We start from the raw sequence: 25,356 nt of genomic DNA, 5'->3' as shown, positions 1-25,356 counted from the left end.
CGCTACCGCGTTTTCCATATAGCGAGACTTGCAAGGCTGATGAGGCGGGTCAGTTCCATTGTCTCGATCCGGTCGAAGCGCAATAGGCCCAAATGGGAGCCTTCGTTTCTGATCGCTACGAGTGCTAGCAGGTAACGCAAAACCGGCGTATGGGCGCCAGCTGACGACTTTAGCCGAGCAATCTGTGCAAGGCGCTGACGCAACGTCTGATGTTCCGTGCGCATCAATGATCGATGCTTACTCAGATAACGATTAAGATCAACGGGACCGGCCGGCCCAAAAAGCAGGCGCAGTTTCGGCACAAGCGTCATTCTAGGCCCGCGCGGCGGCGTTCCTTTTTCGAGCAAAACTTCATTAGCGATCATTTCGGCGAGATTGGCGAAATTGGCGACGTCCGCTGTGGTCGCCGCTCGCTGCACTGGATCATCTCGATGACGCCCTTCTACGGCTCGGCGGTAAATCCAATAGAACTGATAAAGTTTCTTCTCCTCAAGCCATTTGCAGAGTTCATCGAGCTCAGTGTCGTTAAACGTAAACGGCGTCGGAGTTCCATCGAATCCGTCCGCCGCCCAGGGTTTCAGGGAGCGAAAGGCAAGCTCCCTCTGTTCCTTGATCCAGCTGGGAAAGACGACGTCGAGGGTTGGCTTAAAATGGCCGGTGACGCGGCCGACATCAGCGGACTGCTGCTCATGCGTCGCGCCGGTAGCCGCGCGATGGAAATCGAGCGTTATCCCAATATGGCGTTTCCACTCATCGGCGAGAAGCGCGGGTCCGCGGCGTTCAGCGTCATTCCACCACTTGCATTGCGCCTTAACGAAATCGATCAAGTCTTTGTCGTTTAGACCATATTTGCCGAGCGTTTCGGCGGCGATCTGCTTTTCTCTTGCGCGGAATGCTTGCCAGTGACGCGGCGCCAACCGGCCATGTTCATCGGCATGACGGCCAAAGCGCTGAAGTGCATTGCGGGAATAATCCTGAAAGTAACTGACCGCATCGAAGCAATTTTCGTATTTCCGCAATTCATGCAGCTCATGGCGCGCTTCAATGTTGAAAGTCACCTGACGACGCTTCCTAATCGCATCGTCGTCGAGCCGTCCTTCCCACATGGCTTTTGAGACAGCGTCGTCATCGACCGCATAGAGCAGCATCGCAGCCGTGCGCAGATAGGTAGCGAGAAAAAACACCTGCCAAGCATGATAAAAAGTCGGATAGAAGCGATCTCCGGCATAGATTTCATCGCCGTCGATGAGATAGGCGAAGACCTTAAAATCGTCCCAGGGAACAAATGTTTCCCGTGAAAATTCGGTTTGAATGAATGGCGCATGCTCCGGACGAATCTTGTCGAGAATGTGCGGACTTTCTGCGTCTCGCGCCGTAATAGAGCGGGTCGGAAAGCACAATGCGCCGTGCAAGCTAAGGGCTGCTTTGGCTACCGTGTCGTCTCGTTCAATCGGTTCAAGGATTTTTTCGCTTGGATGACGGTCGCCTTCCTCCAAGGCGAGACGCCGCACCAGCGGCGCCGGATAGCGAACGCGGCGAACCGGACTTAAAATGCCCTCGCGCTCCATAAATTCGAGAAAACGTTCACGGCCGACTGGTAATTTGAGGCCGAGATCTTCAGCGTAGCCAAGGAGATCGCTAGGCGAGATAAAGCGTTTACCAAACCGATTTTTAGTGCGGATCGGACGGGACGGCATGGATGGCGGCTCTCAGGCGGCGACGCAGATCACGACAATAGCGCTTCCAGCGCGCGGACCTGCTCGGCGTGTTTTTCCGGATTTGACGCCTTTAGTTTCTCAATATTCTGAAGCTTCCAGCGGATAGCGGGCAAATTCGCCGCGTCGGGCAAGCCCAAAAGGACGAAGTCCGGAGCGCCGACCGCAAGTGTTTTCAAAAACGTTGCTGCGTTTTCCTTAAGGCGCGATTGAATGTTGTCGATCAAAGCGGCGCGGGCGCCGGTTAGCTCGTCAATTGTCGTTGGCGTTGTCGTCATCCCGACAAATTCTCTTTCATAGAGGTCGCCAATCTCCTTCAGATTGGGCGCCAGCAATTCGTGTGGCGGTCTGTTGGAACTTGCCACATAAACGAGAAAAGCGCGGAACAGATCGTCCGTCAGTCCTTCATTTTCAAAAAGGGTCTTCACGTCAAAAAGGTCTCGGGGGTGCTGACGGTCCAAGGCGGCGTGCAGCTTGCCCGCATAGAGATCCTCGAATGAGACGACATACGCTTCCGCAAAGCCGAATTGGTCCTCGACGGCGGCATTGACCCGGCGCATGGCCGGCTCGAAGACAACGCCCCGCGTCACTGGCGAGGTCTCGACTTTCACAGTCGATGAGCCGCGCTGAAACTGCACGCGCGTTGCGCCGCCGCCGCCGCCTGCAATGCGCTTTGCAGTGACGCCATTGATTGTTTCTCCGGCGGCGCCGATTCTGTCCATGGCCGCGTTGATGGCGGCAAGCGATTCTGCGCGGTCCTGTACCGGCAGATAAGTGAGATCGATATCGACTGACAGCCGGGGCAGGTTCCGGTAAAAAAGATTGATCGCCGTGCCGCCTTTTAACGCAAACGCTTTTTCGGCGGCGACCGCCGGCAGGACATCGACGAGCAGTTTGACCTGATCGGCATAGTGTTCATGGGCCATCGTCAGCACCCTCGTTCTTTGGAAGATAGTCTTCGGGCACGGAGATTTTATAGCGCGGGTGAATTTTTCCGCCTTTGACGAGCGCGCGTGGTCCGGCGCCGAGATCGTATTCATCGGCATTGAGGTGTTTGCGCCAGGCGTGATTGTGTCGATCAGCAAAAACGAAGAACAGCCGCTTTACTTTGATGCTTGTGCAATGCTTAAGCAAATGCGCCAAGCGTTTTGGGCGGGCGGAGGCGAGACCTTCGAACGCCATGTCAGCCATGTGAAAACTTTCGCCTTTCGGGAGCTCATCCAGCATTTCGAGGATAGCGCGCTCCGGCGACGAGCACCGCAATGGACCGGAAGCCGATTGAACGTCGGCGGTTTCGGCGATGGTTCCGTCAAAAAGCGCGGCGTTGTGCAGGACATAATCAGTCGGCCCGGATAGGCGTTTGAGCCAGCCCGGATGGTCATCGCCATAAAGGTGGACCTGCGCTTCGCCACCCAGCGGCACATAGTGGCGCAGCCCCTGTTCTTCGAGCGCGGTGCGGCCGCCGATAACGCAGTCGTAGCCCATCACGGCTTGAAGCGAATGAACGACCGTTCTCCATTCGAGGGTGTTTTCAGCGGCGTTTTCGGCGCCGGGAGCGCGGCGATAGAGGCCCCGGATAACAGGCGTTAGCCAACCGCTTTGTATATATTTGTGGACGAGTTGACGGGTCACGCCATGGCTCTTCAGCGTCGGCGTGTCGATCAGTTGGCCTTGGGGAACCTGGTCGAGCACCCATTTTAGCTTTGGTTGCAATTGTCTACTCATGGTAGACAAAATAGGCAATATTCAAAATATTACAAGGGGGCATTTTGAAATTCAGTAAATAAGTCTACCAGAAGGCGACAATTATCGTCTTTAATAAAGAGTTTACGCTGGGCCGGAAACACCGCCTAGGGATGGGCAGCCAGCCAGGGGACAAACGCCCGCCAGACCGGCGCTCACCCCAATTCTATCGGGAACGACACTCAATATCTGCCAGAACACTGCGCCCAATCACATTATCTACCCGATTACGCCATCTCGGGGCGCCCCGCCGCAATCGCCCACCACTTTCCACATGCGAACCGCAATTCGCCCCGGTCGCTACAAATTCCCCCGGATTCTCTCCGGTGACAAATATCGTTCCGTAGCCGCACGATGATTCGCGAAGCGCCAATTCCGGCGCAGTGGGGATCATCTTTCGTGACGCCGACCAAAATACTCATCGGACAGATCGTCGTCGTCATAATGATGATCGCCGCCGCCATGTGGCTGGCGACGGGTTATGTCGCCGGCGTCTTTCATCATGACGCGGCGCTAGGAGCGCCCTGGTTCGTCGCGAACGGCCAGCCCTTCTATTATCCCTGGCGCATCTTCGAATGGTGGTACGCCTATGAGGCCTATGCGCCGGGCGTCTTCATGCGCGGCGGCGCGATTGCGGCTGGCGGAGGGTTCGCCGCCGCTGCTGCTGCTATCGCCGGATCGGTCTGGCGCGCGCGCCAGGCGAAAAACGTCACCACCTATGGCTCGGCGCGGTGGGCGACGGGCCGCGACGTCAAAGCCGCAAAGCTCCTCGATCCCTCGGGCGTCTTTTTAGGGTCGTGGAAGCGCGACTATCTCCGTCATGACGGACCCGAGCATATCATGGCGTTCGCCCCGACCCGGTCCGGGAAAGGCGTCGGCCTTGTCGTGCCGACACTTCTCTCTTGGACCGGGAGTGCGGTCATTCACGACATCAAGGGCGAGAACTGGAGCCTCACCTCCGGTTGGCGCTCACGGTTTTCTCATTGTCTGTTGTTCGATCCGACCAATCCGGCCTCGGCGCGGTACAACCCGCTGCTGGAAGTTCGGAAGGGTGAGCGCGAGGTTCGCGACGTCCAGAACATCGCAGACATCCTCGTCGATCCGGAAGGCTCTCTCGAACGGCGCAATCACTGGGAAAAAACCGGCCACGCGCTTCTCGTCGGCGTCATCCTTCATGTTCTTTATGCGGAGAAGGAAAAGACGCTCTCGCGCGTCGCCGCGTTTCTTTCCGATCCGGCGCGCTCTTTCGAGCGCACGCTCAAAGTCATGATGACCACCAATCATCTCGGGACAAAAGACGCGCCGAAAGTGCATCCCGTGGTCGCGCAGGCGGCGCGAGAACTCTTGAACAAATCCGAAAACGAACGTTCCGGCGTTCTTTCGACCGCCATGAGTTTTCTGGGGCTTTATCGCGATCCGACTATCGCGCGGGTGACCAGCGCCTGCGACTGGCGAATCGCCGATCTGATGACGGCGGAAAAGCCCGTTTCCCTCTATCTCGTCGTGCCGCCGTCGGACATCTCGCGGACGAAGCCGCTGGTGCGGTTGATCCTCAACCAGATCGGACGGCGCCTCACGGAAAGCCTCGACGGCGCCGCGCACAAGCGCAAGCTCCTGATGATGCTTGACGAATTTCCGGCGCTCGGCCGCCTCGACTTCTTCGAGTCGGCGCTTGCTTTCATGGCCGGCTATGGCGTTAGAGCCTACTTGATCGCGCAGTCATTGAACCAGATTGAAAAAGCCTACGGCCCGAACAATTCCATTCTCGACAATTGCCATGTGCGCGTCGCCTTCGCCGCCAATGACGAGCGAACAGCGAAGCGGATTTCCGACGCACTCGGCACGGCGACGGAACTACGCGCGCAAAAGAACTATGCAGGCCATCGCCTCGCGCCCTGGCTCGCTCATGTCATGGTCTCGCGACAGGAAACGGCGCGCCCCTTGCTGACTCCCGGTGAGGTGATGCAATTGCCGCCGGACGAGGCGATCGCGCTTGTCGCCGGCCTCCCGCCAATCCGCGCCAAGAAACTCCGTTATTACGAGGATGCGAATTTCATGGGCCGCGTGCTTGCGGCTCCAGAAAAAATGGAGACGCCGGCGTCACGTGCCGACGACTGGAGCGTCTGCGAAGCGTCGGAAGACAAGCGCCTCGACCAGCCCTGGTTCGATCTCGTTTGCGAGAACGATGACGAGGGCGGCCGCGAATTGAAGCCGGATTTAACCGCGCCCGCAAAAGAACCCAAGCAACAAACCGAGAGAGATGACGACATCGGCGCCGACGATGATGACGCCGCATCGGCCCGCAAGTTCAAAGACCTTGCAGATGAAGCGACCCACAAGGCGGCCGTCATCGACAAGCATCCCCAAAGCATTCTGCCGGGTATTTGAGATGACCAAGCCGCGCATCAATATTCATATCAGCCGCGAAGCGGAACGCTTGCTCGATAAGGCGGCGGGACCGGGCGTCACCAAGACGTCGCTGGTGGATGCGGCGATCAAGCAGCTTCTGGCGCCGAAGGACGACAAGAGCGAGACGGCGGCGCTTGTTCGACGCCTCGACCGCATGACCCGGCAGATGGAGCGTCTCGCTGATGATGGCGCCGCGCAGACCGAAACGCTGGCGCTCTATGTTCTCTATTATCTCTGCATCACGCCGCCATTGCCGGAAAATTCCCGCGCCGGCGCCGAGGCGCTCGGACGACAGCGCTTCGAGCATTTCATCGGCCAAGTTGGCGACCGGCTCATGGGCAAGGAGCGCTATGTCGACAGCCTGCTTGCCCATATGGGCCTTGAAGAAACGTCGGCGCCGAAAGCAACTACTCCTCTGGAGGCGGTGCAATGACCGGCGCGCCGATTGCAAACGGCGCCGATGCGCGCCGCGCCTCCATGCTTAAGACGGCCTTCGGGCCCGTGATCGGCGCGGCGCTTGGCGATCCGAGCGTGCTTGAGATCATCGCCAATCCCGACGGCGCCCTTTGGGTCGAGCGCGCCGGGGAGGGGCGCAAACGCGAAGCGCAACAAATCAGGCCCGCGGACGCCGAACGCATCATTCGTCTGGTGGCGTCCGGCGCCGGCATGAGCTGCGACAGTGATCATCCCGTCGTCTCCGCCGAACTTCCCGAAACCGGCGAGCGGTTCGAGGGCGTGTTGCCGCCGGTGTCACTGGCGCCGGCCTTCGCCATCAGAAAACCGGCGACACGCCTCTATTCGATTGAAGATTATGTAGCGGATGGCGTCATGACCGCGGCGCAAGGCTTCGCCTTGCAGGCCGCCATCGCCGCCAAACACAATATTCTGATCGCCGGGGGAACCTCCTCGGGCAAGACGACGCTCGCCAATGCGCTGATTGCGAAAATCGCAGAGCTTTGCGAGCGCATCGTCATTCTCGAAGACACCCGCGAACTCAATTGCGCGGCGGACGACAAGATTGGCTTGAGAACCTCTCCCGGCGCCGATCTCACGCGGCTCGTGCGCGCTACTATGCGGCTGCGGCCCGACCGCATTATCGTCGGCGAAGTGCGCGGGGGCGAGGCGCTCGATCTCCTTAAGGCATGGAACACCGGCCATCCGGGCGGCATCGCCACCATTCACGCGAATTCGGCGGCGTCGGCGCTCTCAAGGCTCGAACAACTGATCGGTGAACGGACAAACCGCGTTCCCCGCGAGCTGATCGCCGAAGCGGTCGATCTCGTCGTCTTTATCGCCAAGACGCCAAATGGCCGCGCCGTTCGCGAGATCGTGCGCGTCGCAGGGCTTCATCCCGATCATTCCTACCGCATCGAGCCCGCGAAGGGTCCGGAGCTTTCACTTGTCATGCAGGGAGACCAATCATGATCGCCTACCACACTATGAGAAGCGCCCTCTCAACGGCGCTCATCGCAGCACTCGCGCTATTCATTTTCGCCGCGCCGGCGCACGCCGCCGGATCGGGGATGCCCTGGGAGGCGCCGCTCACCCAGATCCTCAATTCCATCGAGGGGCCGGTCGCGCGCATCGTCGCCGTCATCATCATTATCATCACCGGCCTGTCGCTCGCTTTCGGCGATACGTCGGGCGGTTTCCGCCGCCTCATCCAGATCGTTTTCGGCCTTTCCATCGCCTTCGCCGCGACCAGTTTTTTCCTCGCCTTCTTTTCGTTCGGCGGCGGCGCATTGATCTGAAGGAGTGATGAGATGATCGAGGGCTATTCCATTCCAGTTCATCGCAGCCTCACCGAGCCGATGATGATGGCGGGCGCGCCGCGGGGCGTCGCCATCCTCAATGGCACGCTCGCCGCGGCGGTGGGGCTCGGCCTTCAGATGTGGATCGCCGGGATCGTTCTCTGGATCGTCGGCCACGGCGGCGCCGTCTATGCGGCGAAGCGCGATCCGAAGTTTCTGGAAGCGGGGTTTCGCGCCCTCAAACACAAAGCGCATCTTTCATGCTGAACATCCGCGAATATCGAAACCGGCCGCAGCGCCTTGCGGATTTTCTCCCTTGGGCGGCGCTGGTCGCGCCCGGCATCGTCCTCAACAAGGATGGGAGTTTTCAGCGGACGGTGCGCTATCGCGGACCGGACCTTGAAAGCGCCGACGCCGGCGAACTCGTCAGCTTCTGCGCCCGGGTCAATAATGTCTTGAAACGCTTCGGCGCCGGCTGGGCGCTCTTTTTCGAGGCCGACCGCATTCCCGCCGGCGACTATGCGCAAAGCGAGTGGCGTGATCCCGTCGCCTGGCTCGTCGACGAGGAACGGCGCGCGAGTTTTGAAGGCGGCGCGCATTTCGAGAGCGTCTATTATCTGACCTTCGCCTGGCTGCCGCCGAGCGACGGGGCCGCCAAGACCGAAAGCATGTTCTTTGAAAGGTCCGAACGCGAAGAGAAAGCAAGCGCGCGCGATCATCTTGAGCGCTTCCTGCTGGAGACCGACCGCGCCATCGATCTTCTGTCGATGCTGACGCCCGAATGCGCGGCGCTGGACGACGACGAGACGCTTGGCTTCCTTCATTCCTGCGTTTCGTCGAAACGCCATCGCGTCGCCGCCCCGTCAACGCCGATCTATCTCGACGGGCTCCTGGCGGACGAAGCGCTGTCGGGCGGCTTCGAGCCGATGCTTGGCGAGAACCATCTGCGCGTCATCGGCGTCAACGGCTTTCCGCCCGCGAGCGAACCGGGCTTTCTCGATGCGCTGAACGCGCTTGGCATTTCCTATCGCTGGACGACGCGCTTTATCGCCCTCGACAAGGCCCGCGCCGAGAAGGAACTCGTAAAATACCGTCGGCAATGGTTCGCCAAGCGAAAATCCATCGCCGCTATTATCAAAGAGACGCTTTTCAACGAGCAGAGCGCGCTCGTCGATTCGGACGCCGACAACAAGGCGGCGGACGCCGACGCCGCCCTGCAGGAGCTGGGCGCCGACGATGTTGCTTTCGGTTATCTGACGACGTCGATCACCGTCGCCGACGCGGACCGCCGCGCGGTTGAGACCAAGGCGCAGGAAATTGAGCGTGTCCTCAATGGACGCGGGTTCGTCACCATCCGCGAAAGTCTCAACGCCGTCGACGCCTGGCTCGGGACATTGCCGGGACATCTTTACGCGAATATTCGCCAACCGCTCATTCACACGCTCAACCTTGCGCATTTGGCGCCCTTGTCGGCGATCTGGGCGGGCGAGGCGCGAAACGCGCATCTTGACGGGCCGCCGCTCTTGTCCGCGACCACCTGCGAAACGACGCCGTTCCGGCTTGTGACGCATATCGGCGATGTGGGGCATACGATGATTGTCGGTCCCACTGGCGCCGGCAAGTCGGTGCTGCTGGCGCTGATGGCCTTGCAGTTCCGCCGTTATGAGGGCGCGCAAATTTTCGCTTTTGACAAGGGACGGTCGACGCGGGCGACGATCCTCGCCCTTGGCGGCGCGTTTCACGATCTCGGCGCCGAAGGCGAGATCAGCTTTCAGCCTTTGCGTTGGATTGATTCCGACGAGGAAAAGGCGCGTGCTCAAAGTTGGCTTTTGGGGGTTCTCGAACAGGAAGGCGCCGCGCTCGATCCGCCCGCAAAAGAAGCCGTGTGGTCGGCGCTCGGGAATTTGAGCGAGGCGCCGGAAGCCGAACGCACGCTCACCGGGCTTTCGCTTCTCTTGCAGCGCGCCGATCTGCGCGCGGCCCTCAAACCCTTCACCATCGAGGGCGCCCATGGGGGCCTTTTCGACGCCGAAGCGGACTCGTTCGACCTCGCCGATGTCGTCGGCTTCGAAATGGAAACCCTGATGCGCCGCGAGGCGGCGGTGGCCCCGGCGCTTTCCTATCTCTTCGACCGCCTGGACGATCGCTTCGAGGGAAGACCGACTTTTCTCATTCTCGACGAGGCCTGGCTCTTTCTCGATCATCCGCTCTTCGCCGAGCGTTTGCGCGACTGGCTTAAGACCCTGCGCAAGAAAAATGTCTCGGTGATCTTCGCCACGCAAAGTTTGAGCGACATTCAGACTTCGGCCATCGCGCCGGCAATCATCGAAAGCTGTCCGTCGCGCATCTTTCTCGCCAATCCGCGAGCGCGAGAAGCGGGTGTCAGATCGGTTTACGAAGCTTTCGGTCTTAATGAACGCCAAATCGAAATCATCGCGACCGCCACGCCGAAGCGTGACTATTACTATCAGTCGTCCGCCGGCAATCGTCTGTTCGATCTCGGGCTTGGGCCCGTGGCGCTTGGCATTTGCGGCGCCTCGTCGCCGGCCGATCAGAAACTGATCGACCGCATATTGTCCGAAGCGGGACTGGACGCCTTTGCGAGCGCTTTCTTGCGCGCCAAGGGTCTCGCCTGGGCCGCGGACCTTCTCACTGACAATTCAATGCAAGAAACATCGAAAGGAGCACAATTATGCGCCGCCGAATGAAATCACGCTTTCTCGCCTGCGCCGCCGCGCTTGGGCTTTCGATTGTGCCCATCACGTCCGCCGACGCCTTTCTCTTGGGCGGCATTGTCTACGACCCGACGAACTACGCGCAAAACCTTCTGACCGCGGCGCGCACGCTCGAAATGATCAACAATCAGATCAAGCAACTTACCAACGAAGCGCAGATGATCGCCAATCAGGCGAAGGAGCTGACGAACCTTCCTTACTCGGCGAAAGCGGCGATCGCCTCGCGCCTCGCTCAGATCGACAATCTCATCAAGACCGCGAACGGCATCGCCTATGACGTTGCGACCGTTGACGCGGCGTTCAAGATGTATTTTCCGGAAGACTATTCGGCGTTCTCGAACGCCGCCATGGGCGCGGCGGCGCACCAGCACTGGAAAGAAACCTCGCGGGCGTTTCACGACGCCATGCTGATACAGGCGCAGGTCGCTGAGACGGTTCGCGATGATGCGGCGACTCTCGATACGCTCGTTCAAGAAAGCCAAAGCGCCGTCGGCGGCCTTCAGGCGGCGCAGGCCGGCAATCAGTTGATTGCGCTTCAGACCAAGCAATCCATGCAGACCGCCCAGATGCTCGCCGTCCAATATCGCGCCGAAGCCCTTGAACGCGCGCGCCAGATTCAGTCGGAAGAACGCGCACGCGTTCGGCGTGAGCGCTTCCTCGGCGACGGTTCCGCCTACACGCCGAGCTGATGATGAAACCGAACGAAGTGAGGCAAGTGCGACCGCACGCCGGCCGGTCAGGTCGCCCACGCGGAGCCGTGAGGCCGAAGGCCGAACTGGCGCGAGCGAGATAAAATCATGGACGACATAAACGTCATAGACGATTTCACGGCGACCTTCACCGCCTATATAGATTCAGGCTTCGGCCTCCTGGCGGGCGATGTTGGATTCCTGACGGCAATCCTGATCGGCATCGATGTCGTCCTCGCCGGTCTTTTCTGGGCGCTCGCCGGAGAACAGAACGTCCTCGGTCAATTCGTCAAGAAAGTGCTTTATGTCGGCGCCTTCGCCTTCATCATCAATAATTTCGCGTTGCTCGCGAATATCGTCTTTGAAAGCTTCGCCGGGCTTGGCCTCATCGCGTCCGGCTCGTCATTGACGGCGGCCGATCTTTTGAAGCCCGGCTTTGTCGCCGCCACCGGATTCGACGCCGCCTATCCGTTGCTTGAAGAGGCGAGCGACCTTGGCGGCTTTCCCGGCTTCTTCAACAATTTTGTCACCATCGCCATCATTCTGCTGGCCTGGCTGATTGTGCTGTTTGCGTTTTTCATTCTCGCGATCCAGCTTTTCGTCACGATCCTCGAATTCAAGCTGACGACGCTCGCCGGTTTTGTGCTGGTGCCTTTCGCCCTCTGGAACAAGACCTCGTTCCTCGCCGAGCGGGTTCTCGGCAATGTGGTCGCCTCGGGCGTCAAACTCATGGTGTTGGCGATCATCGTCGGTATCGGCTCAACCGTATTCGGCGCCGTCACCGCCGCCTTCACGCCGGGCGACGTGACGCTGGAGCAGGCGGCGTCGACCATTTTGGGATCGCTCTCCTTGCTGGCGCTTGGCATTTTCGGTCCGGGCATTGCCACCGGGCTTGTCTCAGGCGCGCCGCAATTGGGCGCCGGCGCCGCGGTCGCCACGGCCGCCGGAACCGGCGCCGCTGTTGTTGGCGCCGGCGCGCTTGCAGCAACAGGCGCTGGCGCCGCCGCGCGCGCCGGGCAATCGGCGGTCAGGGCAGCGGCCTCCATGGCGGGCGGTTCGCAAGCTGCTTACACGCTCGGCCGCGCCGCATCTGGCGATGTAGGCTGGCGTTCCCACGCCGCAGGCGCAGCGGGCGCCGCACGGGCTGGCGTCGCCGGCGCCATGAGCCGCGCGCGCCGCTCCGTATCGAGAGCATTCGGCAATCCCGGCGAGGCGTATCAATCCGGCGCGCGCGCCGCCTTCACCGCGACCGGGGGAAAGATTTCATCGCCGTCATCTCCTGCGGCTATGGCCGCCGCAACCAATCATGCGCCGAATTGGGCGCAAAAATTGAGACGCGAACAGGGTTTGCGCGACGCCGGGATGACGACGGCCCACATGGTCGCGTCCGGTGACCGGCCGTCGTCTGCCGATGCGCCAAAACTCAGACAAGAGGATGATTGAGATGTTCAAGCGCGCTTCCGTTCGTTATGGCGAAACGCCCCAGCCCGAAACGCCCTACCAAAAAGCGCAAGCCGCTTGGGACGAGCGCATGGGCGCGGCGCGCATTCAGGCGGCGAACTGGCGCATCGCCGCGCTTTCAAGCCTTGTCGTCGCGGCGTTGTCTGTGGGCGGTCTGATCTGGCAGTCGAACCGCTCCATCGTGACGCCCTATGTGGTCGAAGTGAATGAGGCGGGCTCGGTGCGCGCGGTTGGTCCCGCGATGGAGACTTACAATCCTACCGATGCGCAGATCGCACACCAATTGGCGGAGTTCATCCGCAATGTCCGGTCGGTTTCCATCGATCCGGTCATTGTGCGCGAGAACTGGCTGAAGGCTTATGACTTCACGACCGATCGCGGCGCGCTTGCGCTCAACGATTATGCGCGCGAGCACGATCCGTTCGCCGAGATCGGAAGGCGCAGCGTCACCGTGGAAGTCGCGAGCGTCGTGCGCGCCACAAAGGATTCGTTCGAAATCCGTTGGACGGAGAAAACCTACGCCAACGGACAGTATGAAAAGCGCGAACGCTTCACGGCGCATTTGAGCGTCATCGTCACGCCGCCGCGCACGGTCGAGGCGCTGCACAAAAATCCGCTCGGACTGTTCGTCCACGGCGTTAACTGGTCCCAGGATCTGAAATCGGGAGAGGCATCATGAGTAAGGTTGGATATTGTATTGCATTCGCGGCGCTCGCCGGGTGCGCCACGGAGATCCCCGATATTTCCCACGACGATGCGCCCATGCGCCCGGCGAAAGTTGTGGAATTCAACGCGCCGCCGCGGCGTGAGGTCGTCGAAACCGCAAGACCTTATCCCTTGCCGGGGCAGTTGAAAGAAATCGAGGAGGAGCCGGCGAAAGAAGAAGGCTTGAAACCGTTCGAGCGCATCGACGCCGCCAATGAACGCGCGAAAATCGAACCCGATCTTGGTCGCTTCCTCAACGCCGTGCAGGTCTATCCGTTTATGGACGGCGCGCTTTACCGCCTCTATGCAGCGCCGGAACAGGTGACCGACATTGCGTTGGAAGCCGGCGAGCAGTTGAACTCTGTTTCCGCCGGCGACACGGTGCGCTGGATCGTCGGCGACACGACGAGCGGCGGCGTGAATGGTGAGAAAGTTCATATCCTCGTCAAACCCATCGCGCCGGGGCTTAAAACCAATCTCGTCATCACGACAGACCGGCGCGCATATCATCTCGAAATGCGGTCCTTCCGCGAAACCTATATGGCGGCGATTTCCTGGACTTACCCGCAGGACCAACTCGCGCGAAAAAGAAGCGACGCTTCGGCGAGCAACGATCTCGCCGCGCGAAACCCCGTTTCGAAAATCAACGCCGCCGATCTCAATTTTCGCTATGAGATTGAAGGCGACAGGCCGCACTGGCGTCCCGTGCGCGCTTTCGATGACGGCAAACAGGTATTCATCCAGTTTCCGGCGAATATCGCGCAAGGGGAAGCGCCGCCGCTCTTCGTGCTGAGTCGCAATGGCGAATCGGAACTCGTCAATTACCGGATGCGCGGCGCCTATTATGTGGTGGACCGGCTATTCGCGGCCGCCGAACTTCGCCTCGGCCGAAAGCATCAAGATATTGTGCGCATCATTCGAACCGATCTTGACGGGCGGTCGTAATGGTCGCGGCGGAAGACAATCTCGAAGCGCTTGAACTGCGGTCCAGACCGCGCCCGGTGACGCGCCTCAATAAAAAGGCGTTGCTCATCGCGACGGGTGGCGCCGCGCTTTTGATATTCGGCGCCGTCTCCGTCGCCTTGAAGCCGCCGCGCGCGGTCGGCGAGGCGCGCGCCGAGGAACTCTATAACGTGGAGACGAAACCGACTGCTGAAGGGCTTGAAGCGCTCCCTAAATCCTACGCCGATGTTAAACCGCAACTCGGCAAGCCGCTGCCGGGCGATCTTGGCGCTGCGCTCCTAAAAGCCGAACAGGCCGTTTCATCGTCCGATGTCGGCGGCGATCCATATGATTACGCCGCGATGTCGCCGACGCCGTTCCGCAACTCGCCGGAGGCCGACGCCGCCCGAGAAGCGGCCTTGCGCGAAGCGCAGATCAAAGCGGAGGCAAGGGAGGCGGGCGTCTTTTTTCAGCTCGCGTCTCGCGGGCAATCGAATTCACCGAGCGCTGGGTCGGAGACGCCGCCGGTCTCGCCATTCGATCTCGGACTTGTCGCGGCGCCGCCGGCCTTCGGCGCCGAACGCGGGGACGACCCCAACCGCCAGATCAGAAAAATGCAGTTTCTCGAAGACCCTGACCTGTCGGCGACCGACAACCCGCACCGCATCGAGGATCAGATTACGCCATTTGAAGTGATGGCGGGGACGGTCATTCCGGCAAGCCTCATCACCGGCGTTAATTCCGACCTGCCGGGGACCGTCATCGCGCAGGTGACGCAAAATGTCCGCGACACAGTGACGGGACAATATGTTCTGATCCCGCAAGGGTCGCGCCTTATCGGCCGCTATGACAGCGTCATCGCTTTCGGCCAGTCGCGGGCGTTGCTGGTATGGACGCGCATCGTTTATCCCGACGGCGGCTCCATCGTGATCGACAACATGCCGGCGAGCGATGTCGCCGGTTATGCCGGGCTTTCCGACAAGGTAGACTTCCATACCTTCCGGTTGCTTAAGGGCATTATTCTCTCGACGCTTTTGGGCGTCGGCACCGAGCTTTCCTTCGACGATAGCGAGAGCGATCTCGTCGCGGCGCTAAGAGAGTCGACCCAGAACTCGGCGAACCAGGCCGGACAGCGCATCGTCGAACGCAATCTCGATATTCAGCCGACGATCAAGATACGCCCCGGCTGGCCGCTCCGCGTCATTGTCCACAAAGACTTGGTGCTGCGCCCCTACAATCTTGAGGAGGCGGCGCGATGAGCCTCAAACTCGGACCCTTGCCTGATCGCAACCCGGTGAAGCTCAACCTTTCCCTGACGCCGGACGTTCATGACGCGCTTTGCGATTACGCTTCGCTGCACGCGAAGGCCCATGGTCAGGAGGCGCCGCTGCCCGATCTCGCGGCGCTGATGATCGAGGAATTCTTGAATTGCGACTCCGCTTTCAAGCGGGCGCGCAAAACCCTGGAGAAGAAAACCAGCAGCAAGGAGTAGACAATGAGCATCATAGGGACTTTTTCGAAAACCGCAGACGGCTATGCCGGCCTCATTCGAACAATGACGATCAACGTCAAAGCGAAGATCGTCGCCAACGACAAGAAAGGCAACGACAAGGCGCCGGACTTCAAGATATTCGCCGGCGGCGCCGAACTTGGCGCGGCGTGGCGCGCAAAGGGGAATGGCGATGAAGCGAACGACTTCTTGCGCGTCGAACTTGACGATCCAAGCTTTGCGGCGCCGATCCGCGCCGCACTTTTTGAAAACCCAGGCGAGGACAAGGCCGCTCTGGTCTGGTCTCGAAAATAATGTTCACTGACAATTCGGGCAGGCGCATATTCTGCGGAGGTCGAATATGAAGTCGATTTACTCTCTTCCGTCTCTTTCCGAGATTCTCGCTGCCAACCCGGGTTGGCTCGAAGAAGCTGTAAACACACGCACGGCGAGCAGGATCACCGGCGTACCCGTGCAAACGCTTGAGACGTGGCGGTCGCGGGGCGGGGGACCGCGGTTTCTGAAGCTCGGGACGAAAACCGTTCGCTATCAGCGCAGAGAGTTATTGGATTGGATGGTGCGGCAGCAGTGTTCCCGGACCGGGGACAATGGCCACGGTCAACCTCATGCCGATGAGAAGGTTGAGCGTCAGACACCCATTTTGCACATAAGCTATCAGCACAACTAGAATCGACCCCTCCACCCCCAGGACTCATACACCGCGATTCAGCTTGTCTCCCGAGATAATTGCTGATCGGCAGCGCCGGCCGTGCCAAGTGAGGCGCCAACAAAAGTCAACGCTAAGTTTTGGGCCCTTAACGCTTAGAAGGCTGTGCGGCACGATTATAACAATCGCTAGCTGGACAGAAGTTTTGCAGGCAACTGGAGGCGCGTAAGTTAGTCCAGTACGTCATCATATTTCAGTGAGAAAGCGGTAGATTTCCACCATCGCCAACGTATCCCGCGCGCAATAAAGCAAGAGCGATTGAGCGATGCATTCGGCCTCGTCGGTATCGGCATTTAGCATGCGCTGCCAGGCCTCCATAGCGGATGATCCGTCCTGAACGTCCAGATCTTCGTAATTGAGCTTTGGACAAATGACAGGCAACACCTTTTTGATAGACGTTGAGCCGTCAAATCTGGCGTCTACATAATCGGTTTTGAATACATCCTCCAGATCGACCATTCGATCATTTAGACCATTCAGAAAGTCTGCCTTGTCCGGGTATGTCTCCGCCATTTCCTTGTTGCGGGATTTTTCAAAGGGCGCATGCCACGAAAGGAGACTTCCCTCGGGCCCAATATCAGATTGCATCTGTTCAATGAGGTGAAGCGGAGCCCGCGCCTGACGTTCAAGATATTCCTTGTGATCGAGAGTCCCATCCTCCTTCAGAACATGAAGAGAATACTGAACCGGGAATTGCTTGTGCGGGCTGGCGCCGTCAATCAGTGGGACTGCTGATCCAAACGTCTCGTAGTCAAAAAAGTATAATGGAAAGGTCAGCTCTGACAGGAATGCTTTAATCGAAGCTGAATCAATTTGGGGCGAATTCTCTTTTGCGGCTTTCACAACCAAGCGCTGATTTGCAGAAAGAGGGTAATCATCGCTGATATCGCTCAGGCTCAACAGTCCTTGAGAGACGAGTTCTGAGCGCTTCTTCTGGCTTAGGCGAGGAAGGCTATAGATGGACGGCTTGGGAACCCCAGGATTGAACAGAGCAAAACTATCGCAGTGGTTTCCGCGCGATTTTTCAAGGCAAGTGCATCCCTCTCCCTCGAAATCGCCAGCCAGGAAACTGAGAGCGGCTTTGATTTCCGCAGCCGTTTCATCTTCAATAGCCAATACGCGATCAGTGATGTCTGCGAATACAAGGAGTTCATTGGGGTCAATGTCGCCATTACGAACGTAATTCCCGTTCAGGTGCACAAGGCAAACGCGATCGACCGGCTGTCCCGCCTGCTCGGCGCAGATTTTTTGGAAGCATGCATCTTTTATATGGTTGTGCTGACTGTCCACTTTGACGCTTGTTGAAGATTTAATCTCGTAAAGCACCGTGTCGCCATCCGCCTGTTCAATTGCGTCAGCGCGTGCAAATAGACCATCTTTTGATTTGAAAACATCCTGGAAACTCACTGACGATCTTCCCGCAACCTCAAAGAAGCGCTGGACCCACTGTTCGACCTCATGGCCTTCGCGCACAAGCTTTTTAAGAAACAACGAGAATTCGCCGTGTGGATAGCTTTCCGGATCCCTTTTGAGAAGCCACAGAGATCTCGGGCAATTCAGATACTGAATGAAGTCGGTCTTAGTGAGCTGCATGGTTTTGCCTCTACTATTTCCTGCATTGAGCGCGGCACCTAGTGGATCACTATTCGAAGTTTGAGGTCCTGGTTGTGCTTTTTGATGTCTTCTTATGCGCCGCGCAGTAGGCGTTCATTGGGTCATAGGCATTCGAAATTGCAGAAGGCCGATACTAGAAGTGCGTGCAATCGAGGTGCGAAGTCTTCCTCCGGAGGCCTACGGATTTTGCTCATTGTGGCTGTCCCTCGTGAAAGTGACGTTTCATGTTATTGGATTCATTCCAATTGACGCGGCGGCGCATGGTTTGGGCGCTAGCCAGCGGAACACTTAAACAGGGGTGTGGAAAAGTTGCGCCCTCCAAATAAGTGTGAAAATAATCAATAATATGCTCAATATACTAAAATAATGGTTGGGGCGAGACTATAATATGTGGTGGCTTTTGATCATCGCCGGAGTGGCCTTGTTCTTTTTCTTCAACGGCCGAAAGAAGCCAGCGGCGTCACAGAACCTGTCGAGCGCTGCTGCTCCCCGTACGGTAACTCCAACCCAATCCAAGGGAGCAACGCCGCCCCGGAAACAAGCTCCTAAGGGTCGTCCCATGGAGTGGGTTCCAAAAGGCGACACCGTTATCATCCAGGGCGTCAGAATTGACGGAGGAATGATCTATGTGGGCGAACGCAATCGCCCCGGAGATTCGGATCGCCCTCAGAACGCGCTGGTCAATCCGTCCTTGTCTGCTTCTGGCACCGCACGCGATCCCGGCGGCGATTCCATGCCGTATTGGCCTTCTTACTCAGAGATTGAGCCGCGGGCTCGGCGAACGTATCTCGAATGGTTAGCGAGCGGGCGCAACGATCCTGAAATTGGCATCGGCTATGTATTTTTGTACTTCTACGGCCTCGAATACCGGCTGTTCTTTGAGCAGGCAGACGCGGAGTTCAACGAGATCCTCGCTGAAGTAAAGCGCCTTCTGTCAATTTACGGCGGTAATAACTCCTTTCGCAGCTATGCCGAGCGCTTGCTCGAGGCGGCAGGATTTTTGGCCACAAAGCTTGACCAACGTCCGCCGGTCGAACCGCCACGCTCTTCACTTTTCGAAATGCCGTATGACGTACGTGCATATCTTGGCCGAAAAATATTGGATGGCGAGAATCTGGACGCCGATGACGCCTTGCTCTGGATGGTCTCTTCGCCAGCCGTACAGCTTCGGACGCCTGCCATCCGATGTTTCGATGAGCTACGCGCTCTCTGGAATGTTCGGTTCGGCAAACGGTTTCCGAACGGCATAAAGGTCAAGCCTCCGAAAAAGAAGCTGTCCTTGGATTACAGGGCTGCGAGCGGCCGTTTTAACGCGTCCATTTCGGGGAAAGGCGATGACCTGCCGGACATTGGGGCGCTTACGGCGCCGGTGAACAAGTTGAATGGGCTTCTTGCCGAGTGCACCAGCGAACTTGATGTTTACAGCCGTTTGATTGGGCGCTCGCCGGAAGCGAAAGGAACGATTGACGCCGCGGCGTTGCTTCCGGCGGACCTCATGGATGCGCCGTCCGCCAACCCGCTAAAGGAAATCGCCTCTGCAATTGCAGCACGGCTGTCTGAGAAAAAATCGGGTTGGATGCCGGTAAAATCTTTGCTGGAGTCGATTGAATTGGAGGTTCCGACCACCGGCAAGATTCCCGCAGCAACGCTGAACAAGCTGGGCGCCGTGCTTGATAAGCTCGGATTGGGCTTCGAACCTGATCGGAGATTGGGAAGCATGCCGCCGGCTCCTGACGACATAATTGTTTTATTTGAAGCTAAGGGCGGCGTTATTGACGCTGACAGCGACCCCTATCGCGCTGCGAAAACGGTAACGGAAATTTGCGCGCTTGCTGCTGGAGCCGATGGCGAGATTGCCCAGGAAGAGATCGAACACATAAAATCTGAAATCCTTTCTGTGCCCGGCCTTTCCGTTGACGAGCGGCAGCGTCTTTTCGCCTACGCAAAAGCCCTATGCCGTAATGCGCCGCGTCACCAGCCGATTCTACGGAAATTGTCCAAGGCTGACGAAACCACCAGAAAGACGATCGCTAGGTCAGCTGTTGACGCGGTGCTCGCAGACGGCAGGGTTGAGGCTGCCGAAGTGAAATATATCGAGCAACTCTTCCGTTCTCTTGGTTTCCCGGCGGAAGACGCTTATGCGTCCTTGCATCGGGGCGCCGCCGGCTCAGATGAGCCGATTGCGGTCAGACCGGCGACGCCTGAATCTGGTGCGCGCGTGCCTCCTCCACCCGGAATGGCGATTGAGAAACCGACGGCGATCGATCGCCAGAAGATTGAGCGCATCACCAAAGAAACTGCGCAAGTCGCGGGCCTTCTCAGTGAGATATTCGCCAGCGAAGACGAGGAAATTATTCAGCCGCGCTCGAGAGCTGCAGACAACATATCGTTGCGATTCGAAGGGTTAGATAGCCAGCATGGCGAATTGTTGAGTTTTCTGCTTGAGAAGGGCGAACAGTCTCGCCTCACCTTTGAAAGCGAAGCGAGGCGGCTGCAATTGCTCCCAGATGGCGCCATCGAGACGATTAATGAATGGGGCTTTGACGTTGTTGGCGAGCCGGTTCTCGATGCAGCAGATAACATTTGTATTGTGAGCGACCTCGTTGAAGAAATTCAAACGTTGGAGAAAAGATGATGGCGAAGTCCTCGAAGATCCGCACACGAGAAAGAGACACAATTGTTCAGGCGCTTGCGGCCGGTGTTGTGCCGCGCATCGGGCTTCAACACATTCAAGTCGGACGGGCTGCAGAGCTGAACGCGCTGGTGCGCGATATAGACCAAATTGCCGACGATGGCTCCGCTGTGCGATTCATTATTGGCGAATACGGCGCCGGAAAGACATTCTTTTCAAACTTGGTGCGCTTGATTGCGCTCGAAAAGAAGCTGGTCACGGCCCATGCGGACCTTGCGCCGGACCGGCGCCTTCATGCAACCGGCGGGCAGGCGAGAACGCTCTATGCGGAGGCCGTCAAAAACCTCTCGACCCGCACGAATCCCGACGGGGGAGCATTACAGAATATCCTCGAACGCTTTGTGACCGAGTGCGTGCGGCAGGGCGAAGCGCAACAAAAGCCAATCGAAACGGTAATCGATGAAAGGCTTGCGGCGTTGCAGGATCTCGTCGGCGGTTATGATTTTGCAACGGTTGTTAAGGCCTATTGGCGGGGCAGCGAGACCGGCGACGATGTGCTGAAGGCCGGGGCCCTGAGGTGGCTGCGGGGCGAGTTTTCGACGAAAACAGAAGCGCGCCAGGCTGTCGGTGTCAGGACCATCATTGATGACGCCTCGATCTATGACGGGCTAAAGCTGCTTTCGGAGTTTGTGAGGCTTGCCGGCTATGGCGGGCTGCTCATCGTATTCGACGAGATGGTCAATCTCTACAAGCTCCAAAGCGCGCAAGCGAGGAAGCAGAACTACGAACAAATCCTCAGGATGTTGAATGATGTCCTTCAGGGAAACGTCGGCGGGATCGGATTTCTCTTCGGCGGGACGCCAGAGTTTTTAATGGATCCCCGCCGCGGGCTTTACAGCTACGAAGCCCTGCAATCGAGGCTATCGGAAAATACGTTCGCCGTAGACGGGCTTGTCGACATGACGGGACCGATCATGCGGCTACAAAGCCTGACGCCCGAAGAACTTTATGTGCTGCTACAAAACCTCAGGCACGTGTATTCGGGCGGCAATGAAGAGGCTTATCTTGTGCCAGATGAGGCGCTTGAGGCTTTTATGGCGCATTGCAGCGAACATGTGGGAGAGGCCTACTTCAGAACGCCACGGAATACGATAAAGGCCTTCGTTCATATGCTTGCGGTTTTAGAGCAAAATCCGCAGACAGAATGGCGAGCGCTGCTCGGCGCTACGGAAATCGCTCCCGATGAAGAGGAAGAAGGGGTGGATGACACCGCATCGGATGGCGATGATGAACTCACTTCCATCACCCTCTAAGGCGTTCGACCGGCTGCATCCGGAAGTCCAGCGATGGATCTGGGAAAAGAAGTGGCAGGCGCTTCGCGACATCCAGGATCGCGCAATTCCCGCCATCCTTGATGGGGAACGGGATGTCCTGATTTCGGCTTCTACGGCGGCGGGGAAAACTGAAGCGGCCTTTCTGCCGATCCTGACGGCGATCAAGAATGCAGATGCGGCCGGACTATCCGTCCTGTGTGTCAGTCCTTTGAAGGCATTGATCAATGATCAGTTTCAACGGTTGAACCTGCTTTGCGAGCGGCTGGAGATCACCGTCGTTCGTTGGCATGGCGACGCCCCTCAAGGGGCCAAGAAAAGGGCGATCAAGGAGCCCCGCGGCGTCGCGATCATAACCCCGGAATCGATTGAAGCCCTCTTCGTACGCAAACCCGCCGCTGCTCGGAAACTCTTTGGCAGCTTGCGATTTGTCGTCATCGACGAACTGCATGCGTTTCTGCATGGGCCTCGGGGGCTTCATTTGTCGAGCCTGCTTACGCGCATAAATGAGCTAAACCAAACGAGACCGCGCCGCATTGGTTTGTCAGCAACCATCGGTGATCTATCCGCTGCCGCTCGATGGATGAATTGGCGGCGTCCGGAAGATGTTTTTATACTCGAATCGTCGGCTGAAAAGCGCGAGCTACATCTGCAAATTAGGGGCTATGAAGAACCGCCGCCGGCTTCTTCGGCCGAACGGTTGGGTTTGGATGACGACAAGCACTCGGCGATCGCCCGGATTGCGGCGCACATGTTCGAGCGCCTTCGCGGGGAGAACAATCTCGTCTTCGGCGGACGCCGCGTTGACGTGGAGGTGCTGGCCGATCGCCTGCGTCAACTGTCGGACGATGCCGCAGTGCCGAATGAATTTTTCGCGCACCATGGCAGCATCTCAAAAGGGCTTCGCGAAGATCTGGAGGCGCGTCTTCGCAAAGGCGACTTGCCAACGACCGCAGTAGCGACATCAACGCTGGAGCTTGGCATCGATTTGGGATCGGTAAAAAGCGTAGCGCAATATGGTGCGCCGAGATCGATCAGTTCCCTGAAACAACGTTTGGGTCGGAGCGGTCGCCGCGAGGGATCGCCCTCGATCCTTCGGATTTACGCAAGTGAGAGGTTTATCCGCAAAGGCGATGATCCAATCGATCAGTTGCGGCTTGAAATCGTGCGGGCGGTCGCTGCGGTTCGTTTGCTTATCCGCGACGAGCTTGAGCCGCCTGCAATCGATAGCTCGACAGCGACAGTCGTTCTTCACCAAACGCTTTCGGTTATAACCGAGCGGGGCGGCGAACGCGCCGACAAGCTATATAGAGCGATTTGTGGCGCCGGTCCCTTGTCATCTTTTTCCACTCAGGATTATGCGCGCTTGCTGCGCCATATGGCCCATCCGGACGTTAGGCTCATCGAGCAAGCGCCCGATGGCGCTGTCATGCTTGGCGAATTGGGGGAGAAGATTGTCGATAGCCGCAGCTTTTATGCAATTTTTCCGACAGATCAGGAATGGCGTCTTATCCACAAGGGAGAAGTGCTCGGGGCTCTTCCTTTAAGCAATATTATCAGCGTCGGCAGCCTTATTCTTTTCGCCGGCCGCAGATGGCGCGTCGTTTCTGTGGACGATCCAGGAAAAGTGCTGGACGTTACGCCTCATAAATCGGCGCGCCTTCCAAAGTTTGAATCTGCATTTTCAGAATCAATAAGCGACGAGTTCGTTGCAGAAATTCGGACCGTGTTGCGTGGGGTAGATGAGCCTCCTTATCTTGATAAAGAGGGCATGCGGTTGCTTGGCGAAGCCAGGGCGGCCTATCGGGAATTTGAACTCGACTCCGTTAGAATTCTGGTGGTCGGTAGAGACGCGCATCTATTCTTATGGCGTGGAACCGCGCTTACGAATGCATTTGCCGTTGCCTTGCAAGCGGCGGGCCTGGAGTGCGAAACCCATGACCTTGGCGTTACTCTTCCCGAGACGACCGCTGATGAGGCCAGAGCGATTTTGCGACAAATCACGCGAGCGGACGGCCTGACAGCGCAAGCCCTATCTGACTGCGTGGAGAATATCCGGTCAGCCAAGTATGATGATCTGGTCAGCGAAGAGATTCTCAGAAACGAATGGAGAAAGCGCAATGAGCCCTACTTCGGCGAAATTGCTGAAGTCGCAAGAAGGCTGATTTAATCTCGTTAACGAGAATAAGTAAGCTAGGGTGACCACGAATTCATCGACGTAGGCCAGTGCCCGTGGTATGTTGGACGGAGCAGCCGGCAATTATTTGCCGGTTGACTGCTCTGCGCGCTAATCGGGACATTGCTTCCTCCACGTTGAAGTCTGGGAAGACGCCGCGGGAGCGCGAGCGCCCCAAAGGCGCAGGCTTTGCATGTCGATTTTTATGTTTAAGCGCAATCTCAGAATATCACTGGAACAGGCGCGCAAGGCGACAGGCCTGGACCTTGTCTCGACCCGGGATGTGATCTCACCGCAAGGCCTGTCCTATCATCAACTCGAAACTAAATCGGAAGGCGTTGCGCACTGCAAGGCGCGCGAAGACGCCATTAAATGGTTCACGTCTAGAGGATATCTCGTCTATCCGGAAGGCGTCGGGGTCGCGGGGGTCTATACTTTTGCAGACTTCTTGGCGGTTAGAGCGGAAAACGGTCGAACTGTTTTTGTCGAGATTCTCTCGGACGCAGGCGTAAAGCCTGAAACCATCATCCGAAAACGTGCGCTTCAAATACACGGCGAACTTTGCTTCGTGCTTTTCGTCGGAAAAAAACAATTCAACCGAAAAGCCGCAGAACAATTGAAAGCAGAAATCGGAAAGCACTCCGATGTCCTGCTCTATTTTCTCGATTCCTACACGGGAAACTGGATGGCGGGAGATTCGCGCGCGACTGTCGCTTTCGATACGAGCTACGACGAAGGAATAAAGGTGGAGGTTAGAGTCACCCAAAAAAAGTCGAAACTATTCGTCGCAATCCGATATCTGACCCGGCAATATCAAAACCCGGATAGCGTGCCTATTTCCGATACCGTTGCGTCCGACAGAGATTTCCTGGAGGCTCAGTTCTTAAACGCGTTCGAACACCTTTGTCGGGGCGCGGGAGCGCGCATCAGAGAAACCCGATCTAGGGCGTTTGAGACCAATTTCAGAGCGATGCGTCGCAAGTCAGGTCTCAAAGCTTTCCAGGATGGCGGCGAGCTGTTCGGATCGTTGCGCGTTGCGGAGCACGAGTCGGTGTTCTCGTTTGATGCGGATATCACCGATAAAAACGCCCGTGTCGAATCGAATGAGTGCGTTGGCATTTACGAATTCCCCAACGGCGAACAGCACATCGCCGAGGCGCTCATCGATATTTACCGTAAAATGGGTCGCAAAGTGGTGATCTCCAACCCGTTGGACTAGGATTGCAGTTTATTGGGC

21 protein-coding genes are annotated in these 25,356 nt (G+C 58.0%); 17 read left to right on the top strand and 4 right to left on the bottom strand.

The features are described 5' to 3' along the window. Positions 1-2 precede the first annotated feature (2 nt). The 3 genes from CW354_RS04700 to CW354_RS04690 are packed head-to-tail and all read right to left on the bottom strand — an operon-like array spanning position 3 to position 3,428. The gene (locus CW354_RS04700) at positions 3-1,697 is read right to left on the bottom strand and encodes a hypothetical protein (RefSeq protein WP_133162181.1); all 1,695 of its coding nucleotides are present in this window, start codon (positions 1,695-1,697) and stop codon (positions 3-5) included. 29 nt (positions 1,698-1,726) lie between these two features. Continuing rightward, positions 1,727-2,641, bottom strand: coding sequence for a nucleotidyl transferase AbiEii/AbiGii toxin family protein (locus CW354_RS04695; protein WP_104828876.1), 915 nt, complete (start codon positions 2,639-2,641; stop codon positions 1,727-1,729). After that, positions 2,631-3,428 (bottom strand): type IV toxin-antitoxin system AbiEi family antitoxin domain-containing protein, encoded by a 798-nt coding sequence (locus CW354_RS04690; RefSeq protein ID WP_207764668.1) that lies wholly within the window; start codon positions 3,426-3,428, stop codon positions 2,631-2,633. Before CW354_RS04690 ends, CW354_RS04695 begins: the two co-directional genes overlap by 11 nt. A gap of 429 nt (positions 3,429-3,857) precedes the next feature. Here CW354_RS04690 and CW354_RS04685 point away from each other — a divergent pair, with 429 nt between their 5' ends. From CW354_RS04685 to CW354_RS04625, 13 genes are all read left to right on the top strand, one after another. Next, positions 3,858-5,846 (top strand): conjugal transfer protein TraG, encoded by a 1,989-nt coding sequence (locus tag CW354_RS04685; RefSeq protein WP_104828932.1) that lies wholly within the window; start codon positions 3,858-3,860, stop codon positions 5,844-5,846. Position 5,847: 1 nt separating this feature from the next. Further along, complete coding sequence (locus tag CW354_RS04680) at positions 5,848-6,300, top strand: CopG family transcriptional regulator (protein WP_104828874.1); 453 nt, start codon at positions 5,848-5,850, stop codon at positions 6,298-6,300. Beyond that, positions 6,297-7,292 carry a P-type conjugative transfer ATPase TrbB gene (gene trbB, locus CW354_RS04675; protein ID WP_104828873.1) on the top strand — a complete coding sequence of 332 codons (996 nt, stop codon included), beginning with the start codon at positions 6,297-6,299 and terminating at the stop codon, positions 7,290-7,292. Before CW354_RS04680 ends, trbB begins: the two co-directional genes overlap by 4 nt. Positions 7,293-7,306: 14 nt before the next feature. Then, positions 7,307-7,618, top strand: a complete 312-nt coding sequence (locus tag CW354_RS04670; protein ID WP_104828931.1) for a TrbC/VirB2 family type IV secretion system protein — start codon at positions 7,307-7,309, stop codon at positions 7,616-7,618. A 12-nt stretch (positions 7,619-7,630) separates the two neighbouring features. Next, positions 7,631-7,885 carry a VirB3 family type IV secretion system protein gene (locus CW354_RS04665; protein WP_104828872.1) on the top strand — a complete coding sequence of 85 codons (255 nt, stop codon included), beginning with the start codon at positions 7,631-7,633 and terminating at the stop codon, positions 7,883-7,885. After that, positions 7,879-10,326, top strand: a complete 2,448-nt coding sequence (gene trbE, locus CW354_RS04660) for a conjugal transfer protein TrbE (RefSeq protein WP_104828871.1) — start codon at positions 7,879-7,881, stop codon at positions 10,324-10,326. Before CW354_RS04665 ends, trbE begins: the two co-directional genes overlap by 7 nt. Next, entirely contained in the window at positions 10,311-11,042 is a 732-nt protein-coding gene (gene trbJ, locus CW354_RS04655; protein ID WP_243396294.1) for a P-type conjugative transfer protein TrbJ, read from the top strand. The genes trbE and trbJ overlap by 16 nt, the downstream gene beginning before the upstream one ends. 108 nt (positions 11,043-11,150) lie before the next feature. Next, entirely contained in the window at positions 11,151-12,485 is a 1,335-nt protein-coding gene (gene trbL / locus CW354_RS04650; protein WP_104828869.1) for a P-type conjugative transfer protein TrbL, read from the top strand. A gap of 1 nt (position 12,486) precedes the next feature. Beyond that, the gene (gene trbF, locus CW354_RS04645) at positions 12,487-13,182 is read left to right on the top strand and encodes a conjugal transfer protein TrbF (protein WP_207764666.1); all 696 of its coding nucleotides are present in this window, start codon (positions 12,487-12,489) and stop codon (positions 13,180-13,182) included. Beyond that, positions 13,179-14,153 (top strand): P-type conjugative transfer protein TrbG, encoded by a 975-nt coding sequence (trbG, locus tag CW354_RS04640; RefSeq protein WP_104828867.1) that lies wholly within the window; start codon positions 13,179-13,181, stop codon positions 14,151-14,153. The genes trbF and trbG overlap by 4 nt, the downstream gene beginning before the upstream one ends. Continuing rightward, positions 14,153-15,409: a TraB/TrbI/VirB10 family type IV secretion system protein gene (locus CW354_RS04635; protein WP_104828866.1), complete on the top strand. Its 1,257-nt coding sequence runs from the start codon at positions 14,153-14,155 to the stop codon at positions 15,407-15,409. Before trbG ends, CW354_RS04635 begins: the two co-directional genes overlap by 1 nt. Then, entirely contained in the window at positions 15,406-15,642 is a 237-nt protein-coding gene (locus tag CW354_RS04630) for a DUF2274 domain-containing protein (protein WP_104828865.1), read from the top strand. Before CW354_RS04635 ends, CW354_RS04630 begins: the two co-directional genes overlap by 4 nt. A gap of 3 nt (positions 15,643-15,645) precedes the next feature. Beyond that, entirely contained in the window at positions 15,646-15,954 is a 309-nt protein-coding gene (locus CW354_RS04625; RefSeq protein ID WP_104828864.1) for a DUF736 domain-containing protein, read from the top strand. 598 nt (positions 15,955-16,552) lie between these two features. On the opposite strand, the gene CW354_RS04615 is transcribed toward CW354_RS04625, so the two are convergent. Beyond that, entirely contained in the window at positions 16,553-17,959 is a 1,407-nt protein-coding gene (locus CW354_RS04615; RefSeq protein ID WP_104828862.1) for a DUF2779 domain-containing protein, read from the bottom strand. Between the two features lie 580 nt (positions 17,960-18,539). On the opposite strand from CW354_RS04615, the gene CW354_RS04610 reads away from it, so the two are divergent. From CW354_RS04610 to CW354_RS04595, 4 genes are all read left to right on the top strand, one after another. Further along, a complete protein-coding gene (locus CW354_RS04610; protein ID WP_165793519.1) occupies positions 18,540-20,615 on the top strand; it encodes a tellurite resistance TerB family protein in 2,076 nt (691 codons plus the stop codon). Further along, the gene (locus tag CW354_RS04605; protein ID WP_104828860.1) at positions 20,615-21,925 is read left to right on the top strand and encodes an ATP-binding protein; all 1,311 of its coding nucleotides are present in this window, start codon (positions 20,615-20,617) and stop codon (positions 21,923-21,925) included. Before CW354_RS04610 ends, CW354_RS04605 begins: the two co-directional genes overlap by 1 nt. Next, positions 21,876-24,113 carry a DEAD/DEAH box helicase gene (locus CW354_RS04600; protein ID WP_207764665.1) on the top strand — a complete coding sequence of 746 codons (2,238 nt, stop codon included), beginning with the start codon at positions 21,876-21,878 and terminating at the stop codon, positions 24,111-24,113. The genes CW354_RS04605 and CW354_RS04600 overlap by 50 nt, the downstream gene beginning before the upstream one ends. Positions 24,114-24,312: 199 nt before the next feature. After that, complete coding sequence (locus CW354_RS04595; RefSeq protein ID WP_104828859.1) at positions 24,313-25,338, top strand: hypothetical protein; 1,026 nt, start codon at positions 24,313-24,315, stop codon at positions 25,336-25,338. Positions 25,339-25,356: the final 18 nt, after the last annotated feature.

The organism is Hyphococcus luteus (assembly GCF_002943565.1).
Taxonomy (GTDB): Bacteria; Pseudomonadota; Alphaproteobacteria; order Caulobacterales; family Parvularculaceae; genus Hyphococcus; species Hyphococcus luteus.
This window is presented reverse-complemented; position numbering and strand designations above follow the sequence as displayed.